This is a genomic window from Vibrio sonorensis (genome assembly GCF_001854765.1).
GTDB lineage: Bacteria > Pseudomonadota > Gammaproteobacteria > Enterobacterales > Vibrionaceae > Vibrio > Vibrio sonorensis.
On the sequence record NZ_LJJE01000091.1, the window covers coordinates 1 to 22,198 of the forward strand.

At 45.1% G+C, this 22,198-nt stretch carries 20 protein-coding genes and 4 pseudogenes; 14 read left to right on the forward strand and 10 right to left on the reverse strand.

Annotated features, from left to right (window positions below):
- The first annotated feature begins 59 nt into the window (after positions 1-59).
- From tilS to BLO31_RS15220, 4 genes and pseudogenes are all read left to right on the forward strand, one after another.
- Positions 60-1,370: a tRNA lysidine(34) synthetase TilS gene (tilS, locus tag BLO31_RS15205; protein ID WP_070968476.1), complete on the forward strand. Its 1,311-nt coding sequence runs from the start codon at positions 60-62 to the stop codon at positions 1,368-1,370.
- A 69-nt stretch (positions 1,371-1,439) separates the two neighbouring features.
- On the forward strand, positions 1,440-1,751 hold the full coding sequence (locus tag BLO31_RS15210) for a c-type cytochrome (RefSeq protein WP_070968479.1): 312 nt from the start codon (positions 1,440-1,442) through the stop codon (positions 1,749-1,751).
- A 148-nt stretch (positions 1,752-1,899) separates the two neighbouring features.
- A complete protein-coding gene (gene glnB / locus BLO31_RS15215; protein WP_070968483.1) occupies positions 1,900-2,238 on the forward strand; it encodes a nitrogen regulatory protein P-II in 339 nt (112 codons plus the stop codon).
- 38 nt (positions 2,239-2,276) lie between these two features.
- Positions 2,277-3,139 (forward strand): annotated as a pseudogene (locus BLO31_RS15220) (endonuclease/exonuclease/phosphatase family protein).
- Here the strand turns inward: BLO31_RS15220 and BLO31_RS15225 are convergent.
- The 3 genes from BLO31_RS15225 to gloB all read right to left on the reverse strand — a co-directional run bounded on the left by BLO31_RS15225 (position 3,108) and on the right by gloB (position 6,179).
- Complete coding sequence (locus BLO31_RS15225; RefSeq protein WP_070968486.1) at positions 3,108-3,794, reverse strand: YIP1 family protein; 687 nt, start codon at positions 3,792-3,794, stop codon at positions 3,108-3,110. The pseudogene BLO31_RS15220 and the gene BLO31_RS15225 overlap by 32 nt on opposite strands.
- Positions 3,791-5,350, reverse strand: coding sequence for a lytic transglycosylase (locus tag BLO31_RS15230; protein ID WP_070968489.1), 1,560 nt, complete (start codon positions 5,348-5,350; stop codon positions 3,791-3,793). Before BLO31_RS15230 ends, BLO31_RS15225 begins: the two co-directional genes overlap by 4 nt.
- A 70-nt stretch (positions 5,351-5,420) precedes the next feature.
- On the reverse strand, positions 5,421-6,179 hold the full coding sequence (gene gloB / locus BLO31_RS15235; protein ID WP_070968492.1) for a hydroxyacylglutathione hydrolase: 759 nt from the start codon (positions 6,177-6,179) through the stop codon (positions 5,421-5,423).
- A gap of 39 nt (positions 6,180-6,218) precedes the next feature.
- On the opposite strand from gloB, the gene BLO31_RS15240 reads away from it, so the two are divergent.
- On the forward strand, positions 6,219-6,965 hold the full coding sequence (locus BLO31_RS15240; protein WP_070968495.1) for a class I SAM-dependent methyltransferase: 747 nt from the start codon (positions 6,219-6,221) through the stop codon (positions 6,963-6,965).
- A gap of 2 nt (positions 6,966-6,967) precedes the next feature.
- On the opposite strand, the gene rnhA is transcribed toward BLO31_RS15240, so the two are convergent.
- A complete protein-coding gene (gene rnhA, locus BLO31_RS15245) occupies positions 6,968-7,438 on the reverse strand; it encodes a ribonuclease HI (RefSeq protein ID WP_070968499.1) in 471 nt (156 codons plus the stop codon).
- A gap of 56 nt (positions 7,439-7,494) precedes the next feature.
- Between rnhA and dnaQ the strand changes: the two genes are divergently transcribed.
- A complete protein-coding gene (gene dnaQ, locus BLO31_RS15250; RefSeq protein WP_070968503.1) occupies positions 7,495-8,235 on the forward strand; it encodes a DNA polymerase III subunit epsilon in 741 nt (246 codons plus the stop codon).
- A gap of 8 nt (positions 8,236-8,243) precedes the next feature.
- Positions 8,244-9,494: a TIGR03503 family protein gene (locus BLO31_RS15255; protein ID WP_070968506.1), complete on the forward strand. Its 1,251-nt coding sequence runs from the start codon at positions 8,244-8,246 to the stop codon at positions 9,492-9,494.
- Between the two features lie 72 nt (positions 9,495-9,566).
- On the opposite strand, the gene fadE is transcribed toward BLO31_RS15255, so the two are convergent.
- The gene (gene fadE / locus BLO31_RS15260; RefSeq protein ID WP_070968510.1) at positions 9,567-12,011 is read right to left on the reverse strand and encodes an acyl-CoA dehydrogenase FadE; all 2,445 of its coding nucleotides are present in this window, start codon (positions 12,009-12,011) and stop codon (positions 9,567-9,569) included.
- Between the two features lie 331 nt (positions 12,012-12,342).
- On the opposite strand from fadE, the gene lpcA reads away from it, so the two are divergent.
- The 3 genes and pseudogenes from lpcA to BLO31_RS15275 all read left to right on the forward strand — a co-directional run bounded on the left by lpcA (position 12,343) and on the right by BLO31_RS15275 (position 15,406).
- Entirely contained in the window at positions 12,343-12,921 is a 579-nt protein-coding gene (lpcA, locus tag BLO31_RS15265; RefSeq protein ID WP_070968513.1) for a D-sedoheptulose 7-phosphate isomerase, read from the forward strand.
- Positions 12,922-12,996: 75 nt separating this feature from the next.
- Positions 12,997-13,841 (forward strand): annotated as a pseudogene (locus tag BLO31_RS15270) (class II glutamine amidotransferase).
- 161 nt (positions 13,842-14,002) lie between these two features.
- Positions 14,003-15,406 carry a serine hydrolase domain-containing protein gene (locus BLO31_RS15275; protein ID WP_070968516.1) on the forward strand — a complete coding sequence of 468 codons (1,404 nt, stop codon included), beginning with the start codon at positions 14,003-14,005 and terminating at the stop codon, positions 15,404-15,406.
- A 57-nt stretch (positions 15,407-15,463) separates the two neighbouring features.
- Here BLO31_RS15275 and BLO31_RS15280 read toward each other — a convergent pair whose 3' ends face one another.
- The 3 genes and pseudogenes from BLO31_RS15280 to tsaA form a co-directional block, all read right to left on the reverse strand.
- Entirely contained in the window at positions 15,464-17,179 is a 1,716-nt protein-coding gene (locus tag BLO31_RS15280) for a proline--tRNA ligase (RefSeq protein WP_070968532.1), read from the reverse strand.
- Between the two features lie 62 nt (positions 17,180-17,241).
- Positions 17,242-17,397, reverse strand: a pseudogene (locus BLO31_RS25225) (hypothetical protein); the annotation flags it as partial.
- A 74-nt stretch (positions 17,398-17,471) separates the two neighbouring features.
- Positions 17,472-17,936: pseudogene (gene tsaA / locus BLO31_RS15285) on the reverse strand (tRNA (N6-threonylcarbamoyladenosine(37)-N6)-methyltransferase TrmO); the annotation flags it as partial.
- A gap of 116 nt (positions 17,937-18,052) precedes the next feature.
- Here tsaA and BLO31_RS15290 point away from each other — a divergent pair.
- From BLO31_RS15290 to BLO31_RS15300, 3 genes are all read left to right on the forward strand, one after another.
- A complete protein-coding gene (locus BLO31_RS15290; protein WP_070968535.1) occupies positions 18,053-18,307 on the forward strand; it encodes a type B 50S ribosomal protein L31 in 255 nt (84 codons plus the stop codon).
- 52 nt (positions 18,308-18,359) lie between these two features.
- On the forward strand, positions 18,360-18,485 hold the full coding sequence (gene ykgO / locus BLO31_RS15295; protein ID WP_070968538.1) for a type B 50S ribosomal protein L36: 126 nt from the start codon (positions 18,360-18,362) through the stop codon (positions 18,483-18,485).
- A 283-nt stretch (positions 18,486-18,768) separates the two neighbouring features.
- Complete coding sequence (locus BLO31_RS15300; protein WP_070968541.1) at positions 18,769-20,355, forward strand: AbgT family transporter; 1,587 nt, start codon at positions 18,769-18,771, stop codon at positions 20,353-20,355.
- 75 nt (positions 20,356-20,430) lie between these two features.
- On the opposite strand, the gene BLO31_RS15305 is transcribed toward BLO31_RS15300, so the two are convergent.
- Both BLO31_RS15305 and BLO31_RS15310 read right to left on the reverse strand, forming a co-directional pair.
- The gene (locus tag BLO31_RS15305; RefSeq protein WP_070968544.1) at positions 20,431-21,045 is read right to left on the reverse strand and encodes a DsbA family protein; all 615 of its coding nucleotides are present in this window, start codon (positions 21,043-21,045) and stop codon (positions 20,431-20,433) included.
- 63 nt (positions 21,046-21,108) lie between these two features.
- Entirely contained in the window at positions 21,109-21,561 is a 453-nt protein-coding gene (locus BLO31_RS15310; protein ID WP_070968548.1) for an NUDIX hydrolase, read from the reverse strand.
- Between the two features lie 253 nt (positions 21,562-21,814).
- On the opposite strand from BLO31_RS15310, the gene BLO31_RS15315 reads away from it, so the two are divergent.
- Positions 21,815-22,138 carry a hypothetical protein gene (locus BLO31_RS15315; protein ID WP_070968552.1) on the forward strand — a complete coding sequence of 108 codons (324 nt, stop codon included), beginning with the start codon at positions 21,815-21,817 and terminating at the stop codon, positions 22,136-22,138.
- Positions 22,139-22,198 lie beyond the last annotated feature (60 nt).

A 22,198-nucleotide genomic window follows, 5' to 3' on the forward strand; every position in this document is an offset into this window, starting at 1 on the left:
ATCTGACAGAAAATACAATTTCCGCTAAGATGCCTTAAGTGTTTACAAGGTTTTATCCGATGTCTGCTATTACCACTATTTTTCAACAACAACTAGAGTGTTTCTTACCTTGTAAGGGGAAGCTTGTACTCGCCTTAAGTGGAGGTATGGATTCGCGCGTTTTGCTCGAACTCCTAAAATTGGCAAAACTGCGAGAGGATAAACTGGATATTCTAGCGGTACATGTTCACCATGGTTTAAGCCCAAATGCGGATAAATGGGCGCAACAATGCCAGCAGTGGAGCTTAGAGGCAGGTATTCCATGTGTTATAGAGCACGTCCAGTTAGATTTAACCGCTGGCGAAAGCGTCGAGCAGCTAGCGCGTGATGCGCGCTATCAAGTGCTAAAAAAGCACATTGATATCAATGATGTATTGCTGACTGGTCAGCACGCCGATGATCAGGTAGAAACCTTTCTACTGGCCATGAAACGCGGCAGTGGGCCTAAGGGACTGAGTGCAATGGGTATCACGCGCAGTTTTGGATTGGGTCAGTTGTCCAGACCATTGCTCACTTGCACTAGACGTCAAGTGCATGAATTTGCTGTTCAGCTTGGCCTTGAATGGGTGGAAGATGAAAGCAACCAAGATACTCGTTATGACCGAAACTTTCTTAGGCATGAAGTAGTGCCAGTACTTTCGAGTCGTTGGCCACATATTTACCAATCTGTCCAGCGCAGTGCAGAAGTATGTGCTCAGCAAGAGCGCTTGATTGAACGATTACTCGAGCCTTTTATGAGCTCCTGCCTCCACAAAGACAAAAGCCTAAAGATCGAGACGCTATCAACCTATGATGAACTCGTTCGAAATCAATTGTTCCGCCATTGGTTTGAACTGCACAGGTTTAAGATGCCAGCAAAAGATCATTTAACCGTGATTTGGCAACAAGTCGCGTTGAGTTCGAAGGATGCGAACCCCAAGCTTGAATTGAGTGACTGTCAGGTAAGGCGCTTTAACAAAAGGTTGTATCTAGTGCCTAGTATGCAGGATATTTCCAACTGGCGCTGTCGTTTAACAGTTGGCGAGTCGATTGCGCTGCCTGACGGGTTAGGACAACTCAGTTTACAACCAAGCAAAAATGGCAATATTGCGTTACCTAAAGGGGTAAGTAGCGTTGAGGTTGTTTTTGATCCTACTGGCCTTTCCGCCCATCCAGCAGAGCGAGCACATAGTAGAAAACTTAAAAAGCTGTTTCAGGAGTATGGTGTCCCAACTTGGCTGCGGCGAAGAACACCAATTATTAAGCTTGATCAACAAGTCGTTGCCATTGCTGACTTATTTGTTAGCAAATCCTACAATGGGCAAGAGTGTGAGCTAATCTGGGACAAATGACCTTTCTTTATGTAAGAATCGTACAAATAAAAACACATAATAACTGTGGATATTACATAAGGAAAAGCAATGAACAAAGTCGCAATCGGAATGATGTTAGGCATAAGCCTAATCAGCGGATCAGCTATGGCTGGTGATGCAGAAGCGGGGAAAGCGAAAGCCGCTGTCTGTGCTGCTTGCCATGGGGCTGACGGAATGGCAACTATTCCAGGTTACCCCCATCTTAAGGGGCAAAGTGAACAATATTTGGTTTCTTCACTTAAAGCGTATAAAAACAAAGAGCGCACTGGTGGTTTGGCGGCGGTAATGCAAGCTCAAGCCGCAATGCTGAGCGATGCAGATATCGCAAACTTAGCGGCCTTTTACTCAAGCTTGAAGTAAATGAAGCAAAGCGAATAGCCCGGGCTTAGTGTCCGGGCTTTTTCATATTACATAGTGATGAGACCAAAATCCGGTAGTCCTCTGTGTCGGTTGATTGTTGTAAACAGCTGATTGATAATAGCGATAAACTAACGTTTAAGGGATGAACATGAAAAAGATCGAAGCCATCATCAAGCCATTTAAACTTGATGATGTACGCGAAGCTCTCGCTGAGGTCGGTATAACAGGTATGACAGTATCTGAAGTCAAAGGTTTTGGACGCCAAAAAGGCCATACAGAACTGTACCGAGGTGCAGAGTATATGGTGGATTTTTTACCTAAGGTAAAATTAGAAATTGTCGTCACTGACGATGTGGCCGAACAGTGTGTTGACACCATTATAGAGACAGCCCAAACTGGAAAAATCGGTGACGGGAAAATTTTCATCACTGACGTTGAACGTGTGGTGCGAATTCGCACCGGTGAAGAAGACGAAGACGCTATCTAGCAAAAAGAGCCTAACGGCTCTTTTTCTTTATTATCGCTATGAAATTTAGAACTTACTTTCTAACCCTATTGATTCTGGTATTGATGTCGTTAGTCACGTTTTCATCGGTATTTAAATATCAGGACTCCCCACAAATTGCTGCGATCTCGAAAATTGGCGTCAAAGCTCAGTTTGGCTGTATTGAGCACAAAACCCCAGCGGCATTAGACGATGATGGCAAGCTATCTCTGTTGGTTTGGAATATATACAAGCAAAGCCGCTCTGACTGGTCAAAAGCGCTAGACACATACAGTCAAGGTAGGCAGTTGTTGTTACTTCAAGAGGCTGCACTAGAGAAGCCGCTTCGACATTGGGTTGAACAAGGGCAGTGGAATGGCAATCAAGCCGATGCCTTTCGCCGCTTCGACATTAGTGCAGGTGTTCTCTCTTTAGCGAAAGAGTTGCCTCTTCGAGCCTGCGCATATACAGAATTAGAACCGTGGATAAGGTTGCCAAAATCAGCGCTGTACTCGACTTACTCTTTGTCTAATGGACAGACATTAGCCGTGGTCAATATTCACGCCATTAACTTTACTTACGGTACAGTGGAATATCGTCAACAGATCTCGACGTTAGCCTCTCTTCTGACAAATCACACTGGCCGATAATTGTTGCGGGCGATTTTAATAGCTGGAGTGAGGAGCGGGTGGCAGTCATTAAGCAGGAGATCTCAGGCTTAGGGTTAAAAGAGGCAGAGTTTTCTCCAGACCATAGAACCGAGTTTTTAACGGGTTTGGTACTGGATCATGTGTTTTATCGAGGTCTTACCCTAGAAAAAGCAGAAGCGCCATCGAGTGGCGCTTCTGATCACAATCCATTGTTAGTTGAGTTTAGCTTACCAGAATATACAGTGCCCAAATGAGGTAGTAAGCCACCCATGGCAGAGCTGAAATTACTAGAGCTTGTCCTCGGTTAAACTCAGTCCAAGTTCCAACGGCGGCATAGCCCAGCACTATGTACCAAGGTAGAAGCAGAGGAAAGGCGCTAGAAAATTGAGACCAGTCATTGGTTAACGGTAGTTTTATCAAGCCGTTTAAACTATTTAAGTCGGCGGCGTAAGTCATCACTTGGCCGTGTTTTAACAGCAGGCTAGCATAACTCGCCACATCGCCTATCAGTGCTGGAAAAGTGATGACTGCACTGGCGGCAAACCAACGCCAAAACCCGTGCTGATGTTGGCTAGGTTTTGTTGCTAAGTTGAACCAAAAAGCGAGCATCACGATAGTGAGGGTTCGACTGACGATATCACTGATGATTTCGCTTGCCATTAAAGTGTTGGCTTCAAGCAGCTCCAACTGATTAGGAGCGGTTTGCTCAAGCTGAACGGTCAATTCGGCTTTTAGCCACTCAAAATCTACAATATCAAAATAAGCACCCCAAAATAGAAAAGGCGCTAAAACTAGAAATACGTAAGGCTGCCAACCCCACATACCGCGTTGGTATAGAGCGAGAAATGCAGCGCTGGGAGCGCGGAAAATATCTACCAGCATAATTAAAGGGTTTGCAGAAGGGGTCATACGCTTACCTTAGTCACATCAACGTAGAGCTTTAATTTCTGGCCGGGCTGCAGATACTTACTCTTATTCAGACTGTTCCACTTAACAATATCGTTGCTGCGGACTTTAAACTTAGTTGCAATACCGCTGATGGTATCGCCAGATCTCACTTTGTAGAACACAGTTCGAATAATGGCGCCTTCAGAGGCGTTTTTCCAAATAACGAGCTCTTGTCCGATACTCAAAGTATCGCGTGGCCCCATTCCATTCCACTTGGCAAGAGATTTATGTGAGACCTTATTGGCTCTAGCAATGCTCCATAAACTATCACCGCGTTTTACCTTGTGGGTCAGTTTGATCTGGCCGCGTGAAGTCGATTGAGTTTTAGCTAAGCGATTAGCGGCACTTAAGGTATAAGCGCTATCGTCTTTAGTTGATGTAGGGATAAGTAAGTGCTGACCTACTCGAATCGTACTGTTGTTCAATTGGTTCGCTGAGCGAATCACATTAGAAGTCGTATTGTAGCGGCGAGCAATAACACTGAGACTATCGCCTGACTTGACCTTGTAGCGAACGACCTTCATACCCTTGCCGCGATTTTCACTCGCTTTAGCATTAAAAGTGTCAACGGATTCAATTGGCAGAAGCAGTTGATGTTGCCCATCGGGTGCGGTTGCCCACTGGTTGTAGGCAGGGTTTAGGCTTTGCAGCTTTTTAACACTGATGCCGGCATAACTCGCAGCAATGGCAAGGTCTAGTTGCTCTTTAGGATCTACCACCGCAACAACGGGCTTGTTGGCAATACTAGGGATTTCGATGCCATAGTGTTGTTGGTTTGCAACGATATCCGCAAGAGCCAAAAGCTTTGGTACGTAACCACTGGTCTCTTTAGGTAGCGAAAGGGAGAAAAAGTCGGTCGGTTTTCCTAGCTCGACATTTTTTCTAATAGCTCTTGAAACACGACCTCCACCGCTGTTGTAAGCGGCGATAGCATGATTCCAGTTACCATCAAAGCGATTGTTCAGATGTGTTAGGTAATCTAGAGCGGCATCGGTCGCTGCTGACACGTCTCTGCGGCCGTCATACCAGAAATTCTGTTCTAGTCCGTACATTTTTCCTGTACCGGGAACAAATTGCCACAGCCCCGCTGCGCTGCCATGAGAATAGGCAAATGCGTCAAATGAGCTTTCGACAATAGGTAGCAGGGCTAGCTCTAGTGGCAGGCCGCGCTGTTCAATTCTTTCGGTGATTAGATACAAAAAGGGCTCAGCGCGTTTGGAAACGGTCTTTAAGTGATTGGGATGCTTTAAGTACCAAGTACGGTAGTAATCAACCTTGCTGTGCTCAGGGATTGGCATATCCAGTTGCATGGCGATGCGCTGCCAAACGTCTTGCTGTTGTTGCGGCGTCGCTATTGGTGTCGGTTGTTCGACTTCTGGAGTCTTAACAGAAACGGTATTAATGACCTCTTTACTTCCATTTGAAGAGGTGTTCGTCTCCGGTATTTGGTTTTGTGGCTGAGTCGTTTGGCACCCTGCCAAAACAAAAGCGAAGACCCAGCTGTACTTTAATCGCATTATATTGCCCTTTTTTTCGATGGCTGGTGATAATACTGGTCAGATCCTAGCAGTGACAAGGGGCAAAACGTTAAAATTCGTTCTTCCACTCACGAAGTGCGGTAAAAATGGCGATTGGGTCATTTTTTTCCGTTCTTGCACTCACAGATGCCATCACCTCTGGCTGTTCTACTCTTAGAAACGGATTGATTGCTTTCTCTTGCCCTATTGTTGTGGGAAGCGTTGGTAAATCCCTCGCTCTCAATCGATTGACCTCCTCGCGGTAGGATTGCAAGGCATGGTTACCCGGTTCGACGGCTAACGCAAAAGCGACATTTGATGCGGTGTATTCATGCGCGCAGTACACTTTCGTTTCATTGGGAAGGGTAGCGAGTTTTTGCAGCGAATGATGCATCTGCTCCATACTGCCTTCAAACACTCTGCCGCAACCCGCTGCAAATAAAACATCTCCGCAAAAGACTTTGCCATCCCCAATATAGCCAATATGCCCAAGTGTATGGCCACCAATATCGACAACTAAAAAGGTTTCATCGAACAGGGATATTTGATCCCCTTCACTCACCGAATGGGTCAAAGGGGGAACTGGGTCATTTTTTGGGCCCACTACAGTGACATTTGGGTAGCGGCGTACGAGTTCCGAAACACCACCTACGTGGTCTTTGTGGTGATGGGTAAGCAAGATAGTTTCTAGAGTTAAACCGCCTTGTTCTAAGTAACGGATGACCGGTTCTGCGTCACCCGGGTCGACAACGGCACAACGGCGATCGCTATTTTCGATCAGCCAGATGTAATTGTCGTTAAATGCGGGTATGCTTTTGATATCTAACATGGTTGGTTCTCCAATCACCAAGGGTAAAGCAGGTTATTTATGAAACCAGCACGCAGTGAACGCAAACTCGAAAAACCCCACTCATGGCAGCAACTAAAAAATGGTCCATGGGTCAGCGAGTCTATTCAGACGCGGATGGATGAGTGGTGCCCAAAACTGTTTGGTTACCATATGCTCAAACTCGGTGGACTCAGTTGCGAGATCACCAGCGCAAACTGTAACATTCAACATCAAGTGAAACTAGATATCCAGAACCCGTTACACAATGTAATTGCTGATGGATATGATTTACCCTTTCTCGAAAAGAGCTTTGATGCGGTGATTTTGGCTCATCAGCTCGATTATTGTAATGATCCACACCGAATGTTGCGCGAAGTCGATCGCGTTATGATCGACGATGGCTATATATTTATTACTGGTTTTAATCCAATTAGTTTTACTGGCTTATCAAGCTTGATGCCTTGGCGAAAAAACAATCTACCTTGGAGTGGGCGAATGTTTACTCCCGGACGAATTAAAGATTGGCTGGGGGTACTAAACTATCAAGTTCTGGAGTGTGACAGATATGCGCTGTTTCCCATGCAGAAATATGGGACGTTTTGGACTTGGATAGAAAACAGTTTGGGGATAGTTGGTGCTCCCTTTGGCAGTCTGTACTTTATTGTTGCCAGAAAGCGGACTTATCCGCTTAAGCCAATAAAACCACACTGGAAGCTTAAACGGAGATTGTCGCCAATCGGCGTAAACTACAAAGTTTCACAGCGACAACCCCATTCGGAAAGGTAGTGTTACTTGGCTTCGCTTTGGTAGCCAGTATCTTCTTCGGTTGGATTTTCTGCGGCAGTTCTCGCTAACTCATCGCACATTTCATTTTCTCGGTGCCCGGCGTGCCCTTTTACCCAACGCCAATCAACGGTGTGCCTTTGTGTTTCGCTGTCGAGAAGTTGCCATAAATCGGCATTTTTTACCGGTTTTTTGTCCGCTGTTTTCCATCCGCGTTTTTTCCAGTTGTGGATCCACTGGGTGATTCCTTGACGAACATATTGGCTATCTGTGGTCAATATCACATGACAAGATTCTTTAAGTGTCTGTAGAGCAACAATTGTTGCTAACATTTCCATCCGATTGTTTGTAGTAAGAAAAAAGCCTTTTCCTAAGGTTTTTTCTACTTGTTTATATCTAAGTACGATACCGTAACCACCGGGACCGGGATTTCCGAGGCAAGAGCCATCGGTGAAAATTTCCACCTGTTTCGTCATGATTTGATACTATTGGGATAAGCACATAATTAGCATAGTCTGACATACATATCCTTATGAATACCAGTAACAATTCTCAGCAGCAACGCATTGTTGTACTCGATACCGAAACCACGGGTATGAACCGTGAAGGTGGACCTCATTATCAAGGCCACAGAATTATCGAGATCGGAGCGGTCGAAATCATAAACCGCAAGCTGACCGGTAGACATTTTCATGTCTACATTAAGCCCGATCGCGAGATCCAGCCTGATGCGGTTGAGGTTCACGGTATTACCGATGAATTTTTACGAGATAAACCAGACTACTCTCAGATTCACCAAGAGTTCCTAGATTTTATCAAAGGCGCAGAGCTGGTGGCGCACAATGCACCCTTCGACGTGGGCTTTATGGATCACGAGTTTGCGATGCACAGTGCCCAAGCGATAAAGACAGAGCAGTACTGTAAGGTTACCGATACCTTGGCTATGGCCAAGAAAATCTTTCCCGGCAAACGCAACAACCTCGATATCTTATGTGATCGCTACGGGATAGATAACTCGCACCGTACACTCCACGGGGCTTTGCTCGATGCTGAGATATTGGCTGATGTCTTCCTTCTTATGACTGGTGGACAGACCAAACTACAGTTTGGCGGTGATGACAGTGAATCGGGCGGTGCAGGTGAAGGGATAAGAAGAGCGGTTAGTGGAAGAAAAACACTAAAGGTTTTAAAAGCTTGTGCCGATGAACTAGATGCGCATGATAAAAGATTAGATTTAGTAGCTAAGAGTGGAAGTTGCCTCTGGCGACAGTAGGAGAAAGGATGAAAAGAGTTTGGTTGGCGGTTTTAACCCTAATGTTCAGCACTGGTCTATTGGCCAGTCAAGAGTCGACCATCTCTTTGCTCGATAACCGGTTTCGCGTCGATCCCAGTATTAAGCAAATAACCTTTGTAATCTATCGACAAGAGCGCTCTCAGCCAGTTGTTCTCGTGCGACCAGACGGAAAGAAATATTACTCGTGGCGAAGCCCTGAAAACGTGCGCTGGTATCAGGAAGCAGCGATGGATATCATCTCTATCGATGATCCTATGCCGGGCCCTTGGCAGGCCATTGGCAAGGTAACCACTGATAACAAAATTAAACTCATTTCCCACCTAAAACTGTCGACAGAGCAGTTGCCCCACCGGCTATTTTTGGGCGAAGAGGTCAAGTTTACCGCGCAACTCACTTCAGATGGTAAGCCCTTAGTCCTACGCGACTTTTTGGATCGCGTTAAGTTAAAAGTGACCTTTACCAAGTACGTTGAAAATGAAGAGACGCTGATCAAAGAAGCAAAACCTACCCCTATGGTTGTTGGCGAATTTGCCGATGATGGGCAGGGGTTAGATGAAGTTCCCGGAGACGGAGTGTTTACCGTTTCTTTGCCAATTACTTCTCAACCCGGAAAATACCGAGTGAGAATAACCTCTGGCAATGGCGTTTTTCTTCGCGCACAAGAACAAGAAGTATTGGTCTATCCGAAGCCTATTCAAAGTACTTTCATTCAGTCACGAGAAGAAGGCGAACCTCATAGCATAGTTTTTTCTGGTGAGATGGGAATGATTGCTCCCGGAAGCATTGCCGCTCAAGTTGAACACCGCAATGCAGACGGATCTGAGACCATTCTAAATGGTACGTCTAGCGAAGAAGACCCGAAAGTTTCTTTGGATATCCCCTACCAAGGTGATGTTGGTAACTATGCTTGGCATGCCACTGTTTATGCTAGCGAACTTGGGTCGGGAAGACCTCTGATTTTCCCATTCTCTGAGCAAACTTACGCTGTAGTTGAAGAAGTCGATATTGCCGAAACCAGACGCTTACAAGAGCAAGAGCGACTAAAACAGCAAAAGTTAATGGAAGAGATGCGAATTATCCAGATGCGAGAAGAAAAGCGAACTAAAAGCATCATTGCTATTGCGGTAGGAAATATTGTCATCATTGTTCTCGGTTTGGTTGTTTGGTTTGTGATGAGAAAACTAAGAGCCCAAAAACAAGCGATTCCGGAAATGCAGTTGGAAATGCCTAAAAAATAGGGATGACTTTCGATTCAAAATAGAGATTAAAATGAAAGGGCAACCAGTGGTTGCCCTTTTTTCCCTTATGCGCTATGCCGCGTTATCCATCACGGGCAGCGTTGGCTTTGCCGCCAAGTCACTGGGTTTAAAGTCATCGACATTGATGACGTATAAGCGATGCGCCTCTGCTTCTATTAAAAGATTCGCTTCACTGTCGGTAATAATGCCTTTCTCCAGCCCTTCTTTGGCAATCAAATCAAGTGATAGGAAGGGCTTTCGTTGTCCTGTTTCATTACACACTTTGTCAAACAAAGGTTCAACATTAAGGATCACTTCTAGCGCTTTCTCTATCTTGCCTGCGGGGTTATGTTCACTGTTGTTTAAATACTGCCCTTGTCCTAAACGACTTCTTGTGGCAGAAGGGGTTTGAAGAATGCGGGCGACTTGACTATCCAATTGATCGTTTGGTGAACGACGCACGCGTCCATAGGGCATCAATAACGTTTTTAGTACTTTTCCTACGATAGGGTTAGGAAAGTTGTTAAGAAACTCTTCTAATGCGGCCTCTGTCTTTTTCAGGCTATCTTGTAGTCCCCAATGAACCAGTGGCAAGTCTTCAGAAGGACGTCCGTCTATATCAAAGCGTTTTAAGGTTGCTGAACTCAAATAGAGTTGGCTAAGAATATCTCCTAGTCGTGCCGATAGCCGTTCTTTGCGTTTTAAAGAACCGCCAAGCATAGCCATTGAAACATCGGCAAGCAGTGCAAGGTTTGCACTATAACGATTGAGCTGTTGATAATAACGCTTAGTTTCATCGGAGGTGGGTGAGTTAGAGCCTAAACCATCGGTCAAGCCCAACCAAATACTGCGAACAAGGTTACTGAGTGTGAAGCTGATATGTCCAGCCAGCGCTTTATCAAACAAAGGTAGAGCGTCAGATTTGTCGCTATGAGCCGCACTCATTTCTTTAAGTACATACGGGTGGCAGCGTATGGCACCTTGACCAAAAATGATCATTGATCGCGTAAGAATGTTTGCGCCCTCTACTGTAATGGCAATCGGTGCGCCTTGGTAACCACGGGCAAGAAAGTTCGAAGGGCCAAGACAGATCCCTTTTCCTCCTGCGATGTCCATGGCATCTATAATGCTTTGCTGCCCCCTATGTGTGCAGTGATATTTTACAATGGCAGAAATGACTGAAGGCTTTTCACCACTATCAATACCGGCAACGGTTAATCTACTGGCAGCGTCCATGACATAAGCGTTACCAGCCAGCCTTGCCAAAGGTTCTTCTATCCCTTCCATATGGCCAATTGGCTGTTTAAATTGGCGTCTTATACGCGCATAAGCCCCAGTAGCCAAAGCGGCAGTTTTTATTCCTCCAGTAGAGTGGGAAGGGAGAGTAATGCCACGACCTACCGACAAGCATTCAACCAGCATTCGCCAGCCTTGACCAGCCATTGCTTTACCACCGATGATAAAGTCGAGGGGAACAAAAAGGTCTTTCGCTCTTGTCGGCCCATTTTGAAATGGCACGTTTAATGGGAAGTGACGGTTGCCAATTTCAACGCCTTTTAGGTCGGTTGGAATAAGGGCACAAGTTATGCCTAAGTCTTCTTTATCACTGAGAAGCCGTTCCGGATCCCTTAACTTAAAAGCGAGACCTAGAACGGTTGCGACTGGAGCGAGAGTGATGTAACGTTTGTTCCAAGTCAATCGCATACCGAGTACTTCTTCGCCCTGCCATTCACCTTTGCAAACCACGCCAAAGTCTGGAATTGAACCCGCATCGGATCCCGCTTCTGGGCTAGTTAATGCAAAGCAGGGGATCTCTTCACCTCGTGCTAGTCTAGGTAAGTAATGGTCTTTCTGGGCTTGTGTTCCATAGTGTTGCAGTAGTTCGCCGGGGCCCAAAGAGTTAGGTACGCCAACGGTAGAAGAGAGCACGCTGGAAACGCCAGTCAGTTTTTGTAGAACTTGTGATTGTGCATAGGCAGAGAATTCTAAACCGCCATACTGTTTTTTTATAATCATGGCAAAGAACTTATTGTCTTTAAGGTATTGCCACACTTCAGCAGGTAGGTCTGCTAACTCGTGCGTCACCTGATAGTCATTAACCATGGCGCACACTTTATTAACCGGCCCGTCAAGGAAGGCTTGTTCTTCCTTACTCAGCCTTGGAGCTTGGATGTCTTGAAGCTGCTTCCAATTTGGCTTGCCTTTGAATAGCTCAGCTTCCCACCAAACGGTTCCTGCTTCTAAGGCTTCTTTTTCAGTTTGAGACATAGCTGGAAGCACTTTTTTGAACATTGAAAGTGCCCGTTTGCTAATTAGCGGTAGCCTAATCGCAGGGATGCCAGCAATTAGTGTGATAGTCATAAAAATTAGCCAGCTCAAAGAACCAATGAGTTCAAAAGTACTGAGAAGCATCATAGTGGTAGTGAGCGCGGTGATAGAGACGACGAGAGATCTTCGCTGGTAGAGGCAGACTGCCAAGACCAATGAGAGAGTAAGTATAGAGAGCAAGATATCCATATTCATGTCCTTGTTCAGGCTCTATTGTTATTGTTTGCCTATTAATGTGGTCGTACCAGTTGATTGTAATCAAATTGATAATAAAATGTAAAACCCCAATAGGTTCAAAAAGTGATCGGCGTGGAGTAAATAGTCTAAAAGTTCACTTGGCCGCAGATTTTGTGACAAGTAAATAGCCTGTGGAGAGCAATTCTTAAAGGATGACTATCGACAGCGAGAATGGTTCTAGTAAACTCAGGTGTATAGAAAAATAGCCTAGTGCGCATTGTTAACTAAGCTATACAACGGCATTGGTTGCCGAACTAATCAATAATAATGACGAGAATGACCTATGTACCAGGATCTGATTAAAAACGAATTGACCGAAGCTGCTGACGTGCTGAACAAGTTTCTTAGCGATGAAAACAATATTTCTCAAATTGAAGCCGCCGCAAAACTTATTGCCGATTCTTTTAAACAAGGCGGCAAAGTACTTTCATGTGGTAATGGCGGTTCGCATTGTGATGCTATGCACTTCGCTGAAGAGTTAACGGGTCGTTACCGAGAAAATCGACCAGGCTACCCGGGAATCGCCATTTCGGATCCTAGCCACTTATCATGTGTGAGTAATGACTTTGGTTACGATTTTGTTTTTTCTCGTTATGTGGAAGCCGTAGGCGCAAAAGGTGATGTGCTTTTTGGTCTTTCTACATCGGGCAACTCGGGAAACATCTTGAACGCGATAGATGCCGCAAAAGCGAAGGGGATGAAAACCATCGCGTTAACAGGCAAGGATGGCGGTAAAATGGCGGGTTTGGCCGATATTGAAATTCGCGTTCCTCATTTTGGTTATGCCGATCGAATTCAAGAGATCCATATTAAAATTATTCATATTGTTATTCAGCTAATTGAAAAAGAGATGGAAGCGTAAGGCTTTACTCATTAGCTTGGTGTGGCTTGTTGGTTCAGATAAGTCACACACTCTAAGGTTTATGAAGGAGAAACCATGTGTGAATTGCTCGGTATGAGCGCCAATGTGCCGACAGATATTTGTTTTAGTTTTACAGGTCTTATGCAGCGAGGAGGAAATACAGGCCCTCACCGCGATGGCTGGGGAATAACTTTTTACGAAGGCAAAGGGTTTCGTACCTTCAAAGATCCCAACCCCAGTTGTGATTCAAAGATAGCAGAGTTAGTGCAAAACTATCCAATCAAAAGCTGTGCGGTTATCAGCCATATCCGACAAGCCAACCGAGGCGGTGTTAATTTAGAAAATACCCACCCATTTACCCGAGAGCTTTGGGGGCGATACTGGACATTCGCTCACAACGGGCAGTTAACAGATTATCAAGGTCTTGATTCTGGTCGTCATAGACCAGTGGGTGAAACTGATAGTGAGAAAGCATTCTGTTGGTTGCTAGATAAACTCGACAAGCAATTTCCTGAGTTTCCGCAAGACATGGTTGGTGTGTTCGAGTACTTAGCGCAGTGCTGTGATGGACTGAGAGAGAAAGGTGTGTTCAATATGCTGCTCTCAGATGGTGAGTATGTGATGACGTACTGCACTAATCACTTGTACTGGATAACCCGTCGAGCACCGTTTGGTAAGGCTTCGCTAATTGACGAAGACGTTACTATTAACTTTCAAGAAGAAACGACACCCAACGACGTCGTATCCGTTGTGGCGACACAGCCACTCACTGATAACGAAGATTGGCACCGAATGAAGCCGGGCGAGTTGGTATTTTCCATTTTGGTGAGCTGATTCATGGCAATGCTAATGATCTGGTCGATGTGGCGTATGCTGAAGGAAAACCAGGTTGTCAGGCCCCAAAAGAGCCTCTAGAGTAAATTTGAGACATTACTCTAAAAACTTATTCCCATACCAGTGTTCACTCGAAAAACGATAAAAAAATCATATAAAAGCTGTTGATTATAATTTATTAATCAATGGCTTTTTATTTATTTGTTTTATTTTGATTTTTGTCGTTATTTCCATTTGGAGTAAGTCTATGAGATGTCATTACCTATTAGCATTTGCGCTATTTAGTGGTTGGGTAACGGCCGCTGAGCCAGATGATGCTTTAAATCATCTAATTCCAGCTTACCAATTTAAAGGGGAAGAGCCCCCCACTCATTCTTTAGAGGAGAGGCTGAAATATTGGCAGATCCCCGGTGTCAGTATTACGGTTTTTCAGCACGGTAAAGTACTTTGGACTCACAGTCAGGGCGTAAAGAACCAATACGATGAGCCAGTGACAGACACCACTGCTTTTCAGTTGGCTTCAATGAGTAAACCCGTTTCTAGCTTATTGGCTCTTCGCGCAGTCGAGCAGGGGAAAATTACATTAGACGAAGATATTCGTCCTTATGTTATTCCAGAGCTACAAGGCATTATCACTAAAAAGGTAACCCTGCGGCAGTTGCTTTCTCATACGGGAGGGTTTCCCACTGGTGGTGGTGGCGGCTTTACCCGCGGAGAACACTATCCGACTTTGGCTCAGGTCGCATCAGGCGAGTTTGGTGACTATCCATTAGAGCAGAGTGGAAAAATGGGTGAGTTTGCATACTCAAACGTCGGCTATTTGATGGTTCGGTCAGTGTTGGAGTCTGTTTATAAAAAGTCGTTCACCGAGCTTGCTAACGAGCAAATCATCCATCCTTTAAACTTGAAAACTGCGACTTTCGAGCAGAAACATCCAGAGCGACTGGGGATAGACCTCGCTAACGGTTATTCATTTGATCAATGGATCCTTGGCGGTTGGAATCGCTATACCAGTCAAGCGGGCGCGGGTTTGTGGTCAAGTACTTCTGATTTTGCTCGTATATTGCTAAGTGCTCACCAATCTTCACTGGCAGAGAACGATGACTTTCTCAAAGCAGAGTCGGTCGCTTTGCTAAGTGAGGCAATAACACCAAATTATGGGTTGGGTTTTTTCCGTCATTCTGATGATAAAGGTACGTATCTTTTTCACGGCGGCATCAACCACGGGTTTCAAAGTCATTTTGCTTTCTATCCTGAACAGGGGACGGGAGCTGTCGTAGCGACCAATGGTGTCAATGGGGATATGTTGGCTTTGGAGATCATTAGAGGCCTATCCGTTGTTTATGATTGGCCAAATTATCAAAGACACAAGCTAGATGTTGAACGACCAAATGTAGAAGAGTTGAAAAGCTACTTAGGGCGTTATATCTATTCACCTGACTTTTATATTGACGTGACAGAAAAGGATGGGCAACTGTACGTTCAAGGTAAAGATCAGATGAAACTTCCTGTTTATAAGGTTGGAAAGAAGCTCTATCGCGCGGCTCATTACCCTTCTGATTTCGAGTTTGATACTGGTTGGTTTACCAGTGAAATCACGTCTGTAAAACAGATAACACCCACCGTTACTTACCAAGCGGAAAAAGAATAGAAAAAGGGCTGGCGATTTGAACCGCCAGCCCTTTTTGTTTATTGAATCAATTCGCAGTTAAGCCAATTGAGCTTTAAGGTGTTCGATAATACCTTCAATGGCGACAGGAGTTTTCTCGCCGTTGCGACGGTTTTTGTACTCAAAGTTACCTTCGTCCATGCTGCGATCACCGATAACGACAGTATGAGGAATACCGACCAGTTCAATATCAGAGAACATGACACCAGGACGTTCTTTGCGATCATCAAATAGCACTTCAATACCTGCTGCTGTAAGGTCGGCGTACAGTTTCTCTGCGGCTTCTTTCACGCGTTCAGACTTGTGCATATTCATAGGCACGATAGCGACTTGGAAAGGGGCGATCGATTCTGGCCAGATTATGCCGTACTTATCGTGGTTCTGCTCAATTGCCGATGCCACAACACGAGACACACCGATACCGTAGCAACCCATCTCTAGGATCACACTCTTACCATTTGGACCGAGAACGTTACAGTTCATTTTCTCTGAGTAGTTAGTTCCTAGCTGGAAGATATGGCCGACTTCGATACCGCGTTTTAGCGACAATGTGCCTTTGCCACATGGACTAGGGTCACCCTCTACCACGTTACGCAGGTCTTCTACCTGACCAAGTTCAACATCGCGACCCCAGTTGATGCCAAAGTAGTGCTTGTCATCCACATTAGCGCCAGCGCCAAAATCACTCATCTTAGCCACGGTGCGGTCAACGATAAATGGCAGTTTTAGAGCTACTGGGCCTAGGGAACCTGGTCCTGCGCCGATAAGTGCGCGGATCTCTTCTTCTGTTGCCATCTCTAGTGGAGAAGCAACTTCTTTTAGGTTTTCCGCTTTCACTTCATTGAGTTCGTGATCACCGCGAATGATAAGTGCGATAAGTTCCGCATCAACTTCATCAGACGCTTTCACAAACAGAGTTTTCACTGTTTTCTCGATTGGTAAGTCAAACTGCTCAACCAGCTCTGCAATGGTTTTTGCGTTTGGCGTATCGACCAAAGTCATCTCTTGAGTAGGCGCAGCGAGTTCACCCGCTGGTGCTAGGGCTTCCGCTTTTTCAATGTTTGCAGCGTAGTCAGACTCAGAAGAGAAGGCGATAAGATCTTCACCGCTTTCTGCCAATACGTGGAACTCATGAGAGCCACTACCGCCAATAGCACCAGTGTCGGCAAGCACAGGACGGTAATCTAGACCCATGCGGTCAAAGGCTTTACAGTAAGCCGTGTGCATTGCATCGTAAGACTTTTGCAGGCCTTCTTTGTCGATATCAAAGCTATACGCGTCCATCATGCAGAATTCACGTGCACGCATCACGCCAAAGCGCGGGCGGCGTTCGTCGCGGAACTTAGTTTGGATCTGGTAAAGGTTAAGTGGTAACTGTTTGTATGAAGAAACCTCATTGCGCACTAGGCTAGTGATTACTTCTTCAGCGGTTGGGCTTAGTACAAACGGACGATGATGACGATCAGTAAGACGAAGAAGCTCAGCGCCCATCTTTTCAGAGCGGCCTGTCTCTTCCCAAAGTTCAAACGGCTGAACAACGGGCATCAAAGTTTCGACAGCACCGGCGTTGTCGATCTCTTGACGGACGATGTTTTCGACTTTACGCAGTACACGCAGACCTGTAGGTAGCCAAGTGTATAAACCTGAAGCTAGCTTACGGATCATACCTGCACGAAGCATAAGCTGGTGGCTTACTACTTCCGCGTCGTTTGGAGTCTCCTTCAGAGTAGAAAGAAGATAGTTACTGGTACGCATTTATGGTATCCGTTCATCATAGTTAATAAAGAACCCCGACAGTCAGGCATTTAGTTAGCCGTCTATGATACCAGTGACGCCCCAATGACCTCAATCTTCTTTTCATCCGCTTTAAACTTAATATCGAGATCAAATAGGCGAACGGAATAGATTTTACTGTCGCTCTTTCCTTTTTTATATGCCGGACGAGGATCTTGTTCGAGTACCTGCTTAATTACCGGTTCAATGACACTTCGCTGGGGGTGATTGTCAATGGCGGGTATACCGCGGTGAATCAACACATCACAAGTATCAGGTTCTGAATCTGCATACCCACCTATTGCTTCTGGAATCGCATCGGAATAGGGGATGTAAGGCTTGATATCTATGATGGGAGTGCCATCGACTAAATCGACACCGCCCAGTTCTATATAGGTTTGGTCGCGTTCGCTCACGACATCTATGACCTCGACGGCGGACATACCAATGGCATTTGGCCTGAATGTCGCGCGTGAAGCGAATACGCCGATACGTTCATTTCCACCTAGGCGCGGGGGACGAACTGTTGGTTTCCAGCCCGCGTTAATGTTTTGGTCAAACAAAAATAACAGCCAGACATGACTAAACCCTTTGAGTCCTCTCACCGACTCAGGGCAGTTTGCATCTCCGATCAGGCGTACCCGAGCGTGGCGCTGTTTACCAATCTAGGCTGTCTTGGGACAGCGAATTTTTCTTTGTAAGGGCTCTCTATAAAGCCAATTGGTTCTATGCGGTGCATCTCAAAAACCGTTTTTATAGCCAAGCTGAATAAAATATCACATTTGAGGCTAGTATTTTTGAATGCTAATCGTTATCATTTGCCACGTTATAACATAACAGTTGGAGTAAAACGGAATGAAGTCGAATATTCACCCTGAATATCGCAAAGTGGTTTTCCACGACACGAGTGTAGACAAATATTTCATCATTGGTTCTACGCTACAAACGGACAGAACCATTGAATGGGAAGACGGTAAAACTTACCCATATATGACTATTGAAGTCTCATCTGAGTCTCATCCTTTCTACACGGGCAAACAGCGCGTTATCCAGAAAGAAGGCCGTATTGCAAACTTCAACCGTCGTTTTCAGCAGTTCAAGTCTAAGTAATCTCAATCTCAGAGTTGGGGCGCACGGAAAACCCTAAGTAAAGGAAATAGAAATGAAAGTTGTTAAGTCACTTAAGAGTGCTAAAAACCGTCATCCAGACTGCCAGATCGTAAAACGTCGTGGTCGTCTATACGTGATTTGCAAATCTAACCCACGTTTTAAAGCGGTTCAGAAGTAAGTCATAAAAATGTTTCAGACTTATGATTTGTATGTGAATTATAAGTCTGAAATGTTGAATATATATAGATGTAAGAACTGGTTATTTTCTATAATATAGTGTTTTATTGTTCGCATTGAAAATCTTTGTAACATTTTAGGCTTTTAATTCACCCATCCCTCAAGTAACCTTCGCAAGCTTTTTGGCAGGCCCGCCATACCAGTCCTCAACCTTTCAAACACAACTTGTTTTTTGAAAGTGGAGTGACTTATAAAGCTCAGGAAAAACTACAAGGAGGGAACAGATGAGTTCATCTGCTTCAATTAATAAACAATCACCTAAAAAGCCACTATTTACTCGCTTTTTAGATGGTGTTGAATATTTAGGGAATCTTTTACCCCACCCAATTACTCTTTTTGCCATCTTTTGTTTGGCAATTCTAATCGCATCTGGCATTGCTGGATTTTTTGAAGTTGCAGTTGCAGACCCGCGTCCAGAAGGTGCAAAAGGTCGTGCTGCAGATGGAATGATCCATGTCGTTAGCTTACTGAATGCAGATGGTCTTCAGCTAATTGTCACCAACTTAGTGAAAAACTTTGTTGGATTTGCGCCACTTGGAACCGTTCTCGTTGCTATGTTAGGTGTCGCGATTGCCGAGCACTCAGGTCTTTTATCAGCAGCGATGCGCGGCATGGTAATGGGCGCTTCTAAGCGCATGGTGACCTTTACTGTTGTGTTTGCTGGTATCATCTCAAATACGGCTTCCGAGCTAGGTTACGTTGTCCTAATTCCTCTTGCGGCTATGCTGTTCCACTCTTTAGGACGTCACCCTCTCGCAGGTCTTGCCGCGGCATTTGCAGGTGTATCTGGCGGTTATTCTGCGAACCTACTGATCGGTACTGTTGACCCACTGCTTTCTGGTATTACAGAAACCGCAGCACAGATGATTGATCCAAGCTATAGCGTTGGCCCTGAAGTAAACTGGTACTTCATGTTCATCTCTACCTTCTTTATCGCGATTACAGGTGCATTCGTAACTGAGAAGATTGTCGAACCTAAACTTGGCAAATACAACGATGAAGAAGCGTCGGAAGACTTGTCCCATGACAGCATGGGTAAACTGACTGATATCGAGAAGAAAGGCCTAAAAATGGCAGGTCTTGCGGTGATCGCTGTTTCTGCTCTTCTCGCTTGGACTATCGTTCCAGCGGATGGTGTTCTACGTTCCGATGCAGGTACAGTTGCGGGTTCTCCATTCTTGAAGAGCATCGTAGCCTTTATTTTTGTGTTCTTCGCGATTCCTGGTTTTGTCTACGGTAAAGTTGTCGGTAGTATGAAAACCGACCGCGATGTTATCGACGCAATGTCTAAGTCGATGTCTTCAATGGGCATGTACATTGTATTGGTATTCTTCGCCGCTCAGTTTGTCGCTTTCTTTAAGTGGACTAACTTTGGTCAAGTTGTTGCGGTAACAGGTGCGGACTTCCTACAGAGCATTGGTCTGACTGGCCCTATGCTGTTCTTTGCTTTCATTATCATGTGTGGCTTCATCAACCTGATGATTGGTTCAGCGTCAGCGCAGTGGGCGGTAACCGCGCCTATCTTCGTTCCTATGCTTATGTTGGTAGGTTATGCACCAGAAGTGATTCAGGCTGCTTACCGTATCGGTGACTCAACGACTAACATTATTACCCCTATGATGAGCTACTTTGGTCTTATCCTTGCGGTAGCAACGCGCTATATGAAGAACTTGGGCATTGGTACGCTTATCGCGACCATGTTGCCATACTCAATCTGCTTTATGGTTGGTTGGAGTATCCTATTCTACATATGGGTATTTGTGTTTGGTTTGCCTGTTGGTCCTGGCGCAGCAACCTACTACACGCCATAAAAACCGAACAGTTTTGATAGAGCCGAAGCAACTTTGCTTCGGCTTTTTTGTCTTTGAGAGCTGATGAGGCTTCCGTTACTTGGACTGGAGTTGGCTAAAGCGCTGCTCTAAGTCTTTGTGGTGACAAAACCCCAAAGCCAAAGGGTGAGCGTGGTTGTTATCGTCGAGATAGAACAGAGATGGAAATCCAGAGACTTGTAGTTGATGAGATATAGCGAGATGCTGCTGCAATTCTTGCTCTGTTTCAGTCGATTCAAGTGAGCTTAAAAACGCCGTTTTATCTAAACCGATAGTATGAGCACACTCAGCTAGTATGTTTTGCAGCGATGGGTTTTTCGCTTGTTGGTAATAGGCTGCTTGAATCGCATTTGCCATTTTTGGCGCACCATCTTCAATTAACTTTTGTGCGCTTATGACCGCGCGACAAGCGGGGTAGGTTGAGCGATATGGAGTGTTTAACATCCAGAAGTCGTGATTAAAGGCCACCTGAGTACGCGCTTCTATTTGATGCCAATACGAAGAGATAGTCTGTTTAAGACCTTCTTCCATCGGTTGTGTGGCATCAGGAGCAAGCCCACCCATTATCCAATCAACCGCTATTCCTGAATGGTTAGCTAAAAATGCTTCTAGTTCTGGCCTAAATCCATAACACCAGCCACACATAGGGTCCATTACATATAAAAAGCGCATAGCGTGTTCTCTTGAATGATAACTGTCCGACTAGCTAACCACATCAATGGGCGAGTTGTAAAACTATACGAGGTTTACTCGATAGAGATCGCTTGCTTTTCTTTCGACAAAGTGAGTCCAGATGTGTTCATACACCTTGTGCTGATTTGGAAATGGGGCTAATGCTTTAGCCTCGGCCAAGTTGCACCATCGATATTCGGTGTGCTCTTCATTTAGAGTGATGGCTTGATTAGGTGGGCACTGCACAACAAACACCGTAACAATATCGATTCGATTGAGTCTCTGCTCGTAAAACTGTTCCAAATACTGTGCGTTGTATAGGTCAACTGCTTTAATCTGAGTTTCCTCTTCAATCTCGCGGACAATGGCTTGCCATCCAGTTTCACCTTGTTCAATTGAACCTGCAATATGACACCAGAAATCGCCTTTAACGCGTTTCATTAGTAACATTTTCATTTCGCCGTCTACTTCGGAGAGTGCGATACCAGATACCACAGAACTATTAATAGGGATCATATTTAAACCTCGTAGGAAATTACATGACGGAAAGGGCGAAGGAGCTTATGCTCATAATGACTGTGTTTCAATAAGATTTTGAAATTATTAACCTTATCCTGTTTTGTATGAGTGAGTTTTTCTTGTTTGTCCCTTGCAACGTGCATCGCAAATTTTTCCTGTTTCTCTTATTGAAGATTAAGATTTGTTAATCTTACTCGCACTCACTCAGATGATTTGTGATGATAAGTGCTCTTTAAAAGGGAAGGGAACTATGCACAAAATACTCGCTATCACGCCACTATTATTACTGGCGGGTTGCTTTGAACCGCCACCGAAATCCATTAGTTTAGACTTTGATGGAGAGTGGAAAGGACGCCGAATTAACGAGAACAATAATCCCATTTGCTCACCGACTTCAATCTATGGTGATATCAAGGAAGGAGAGGTGTCGTTTACGCTCGCCTATAATAACACTTTGCTGCGCGGTACCGTCAATGAATGGGGGCATATCGAGCTTAAAGACAACAATCCTATGTGGGTCTATCACTTTAACGGCAAAGCAAGGATAACCGTATTGAGGGGCGTTGGTCGGTAGACAACATCACTTGTGCTGGAGAGTGGTATCTCGAACGAGTAGAAAAAAGTTAATAATAAG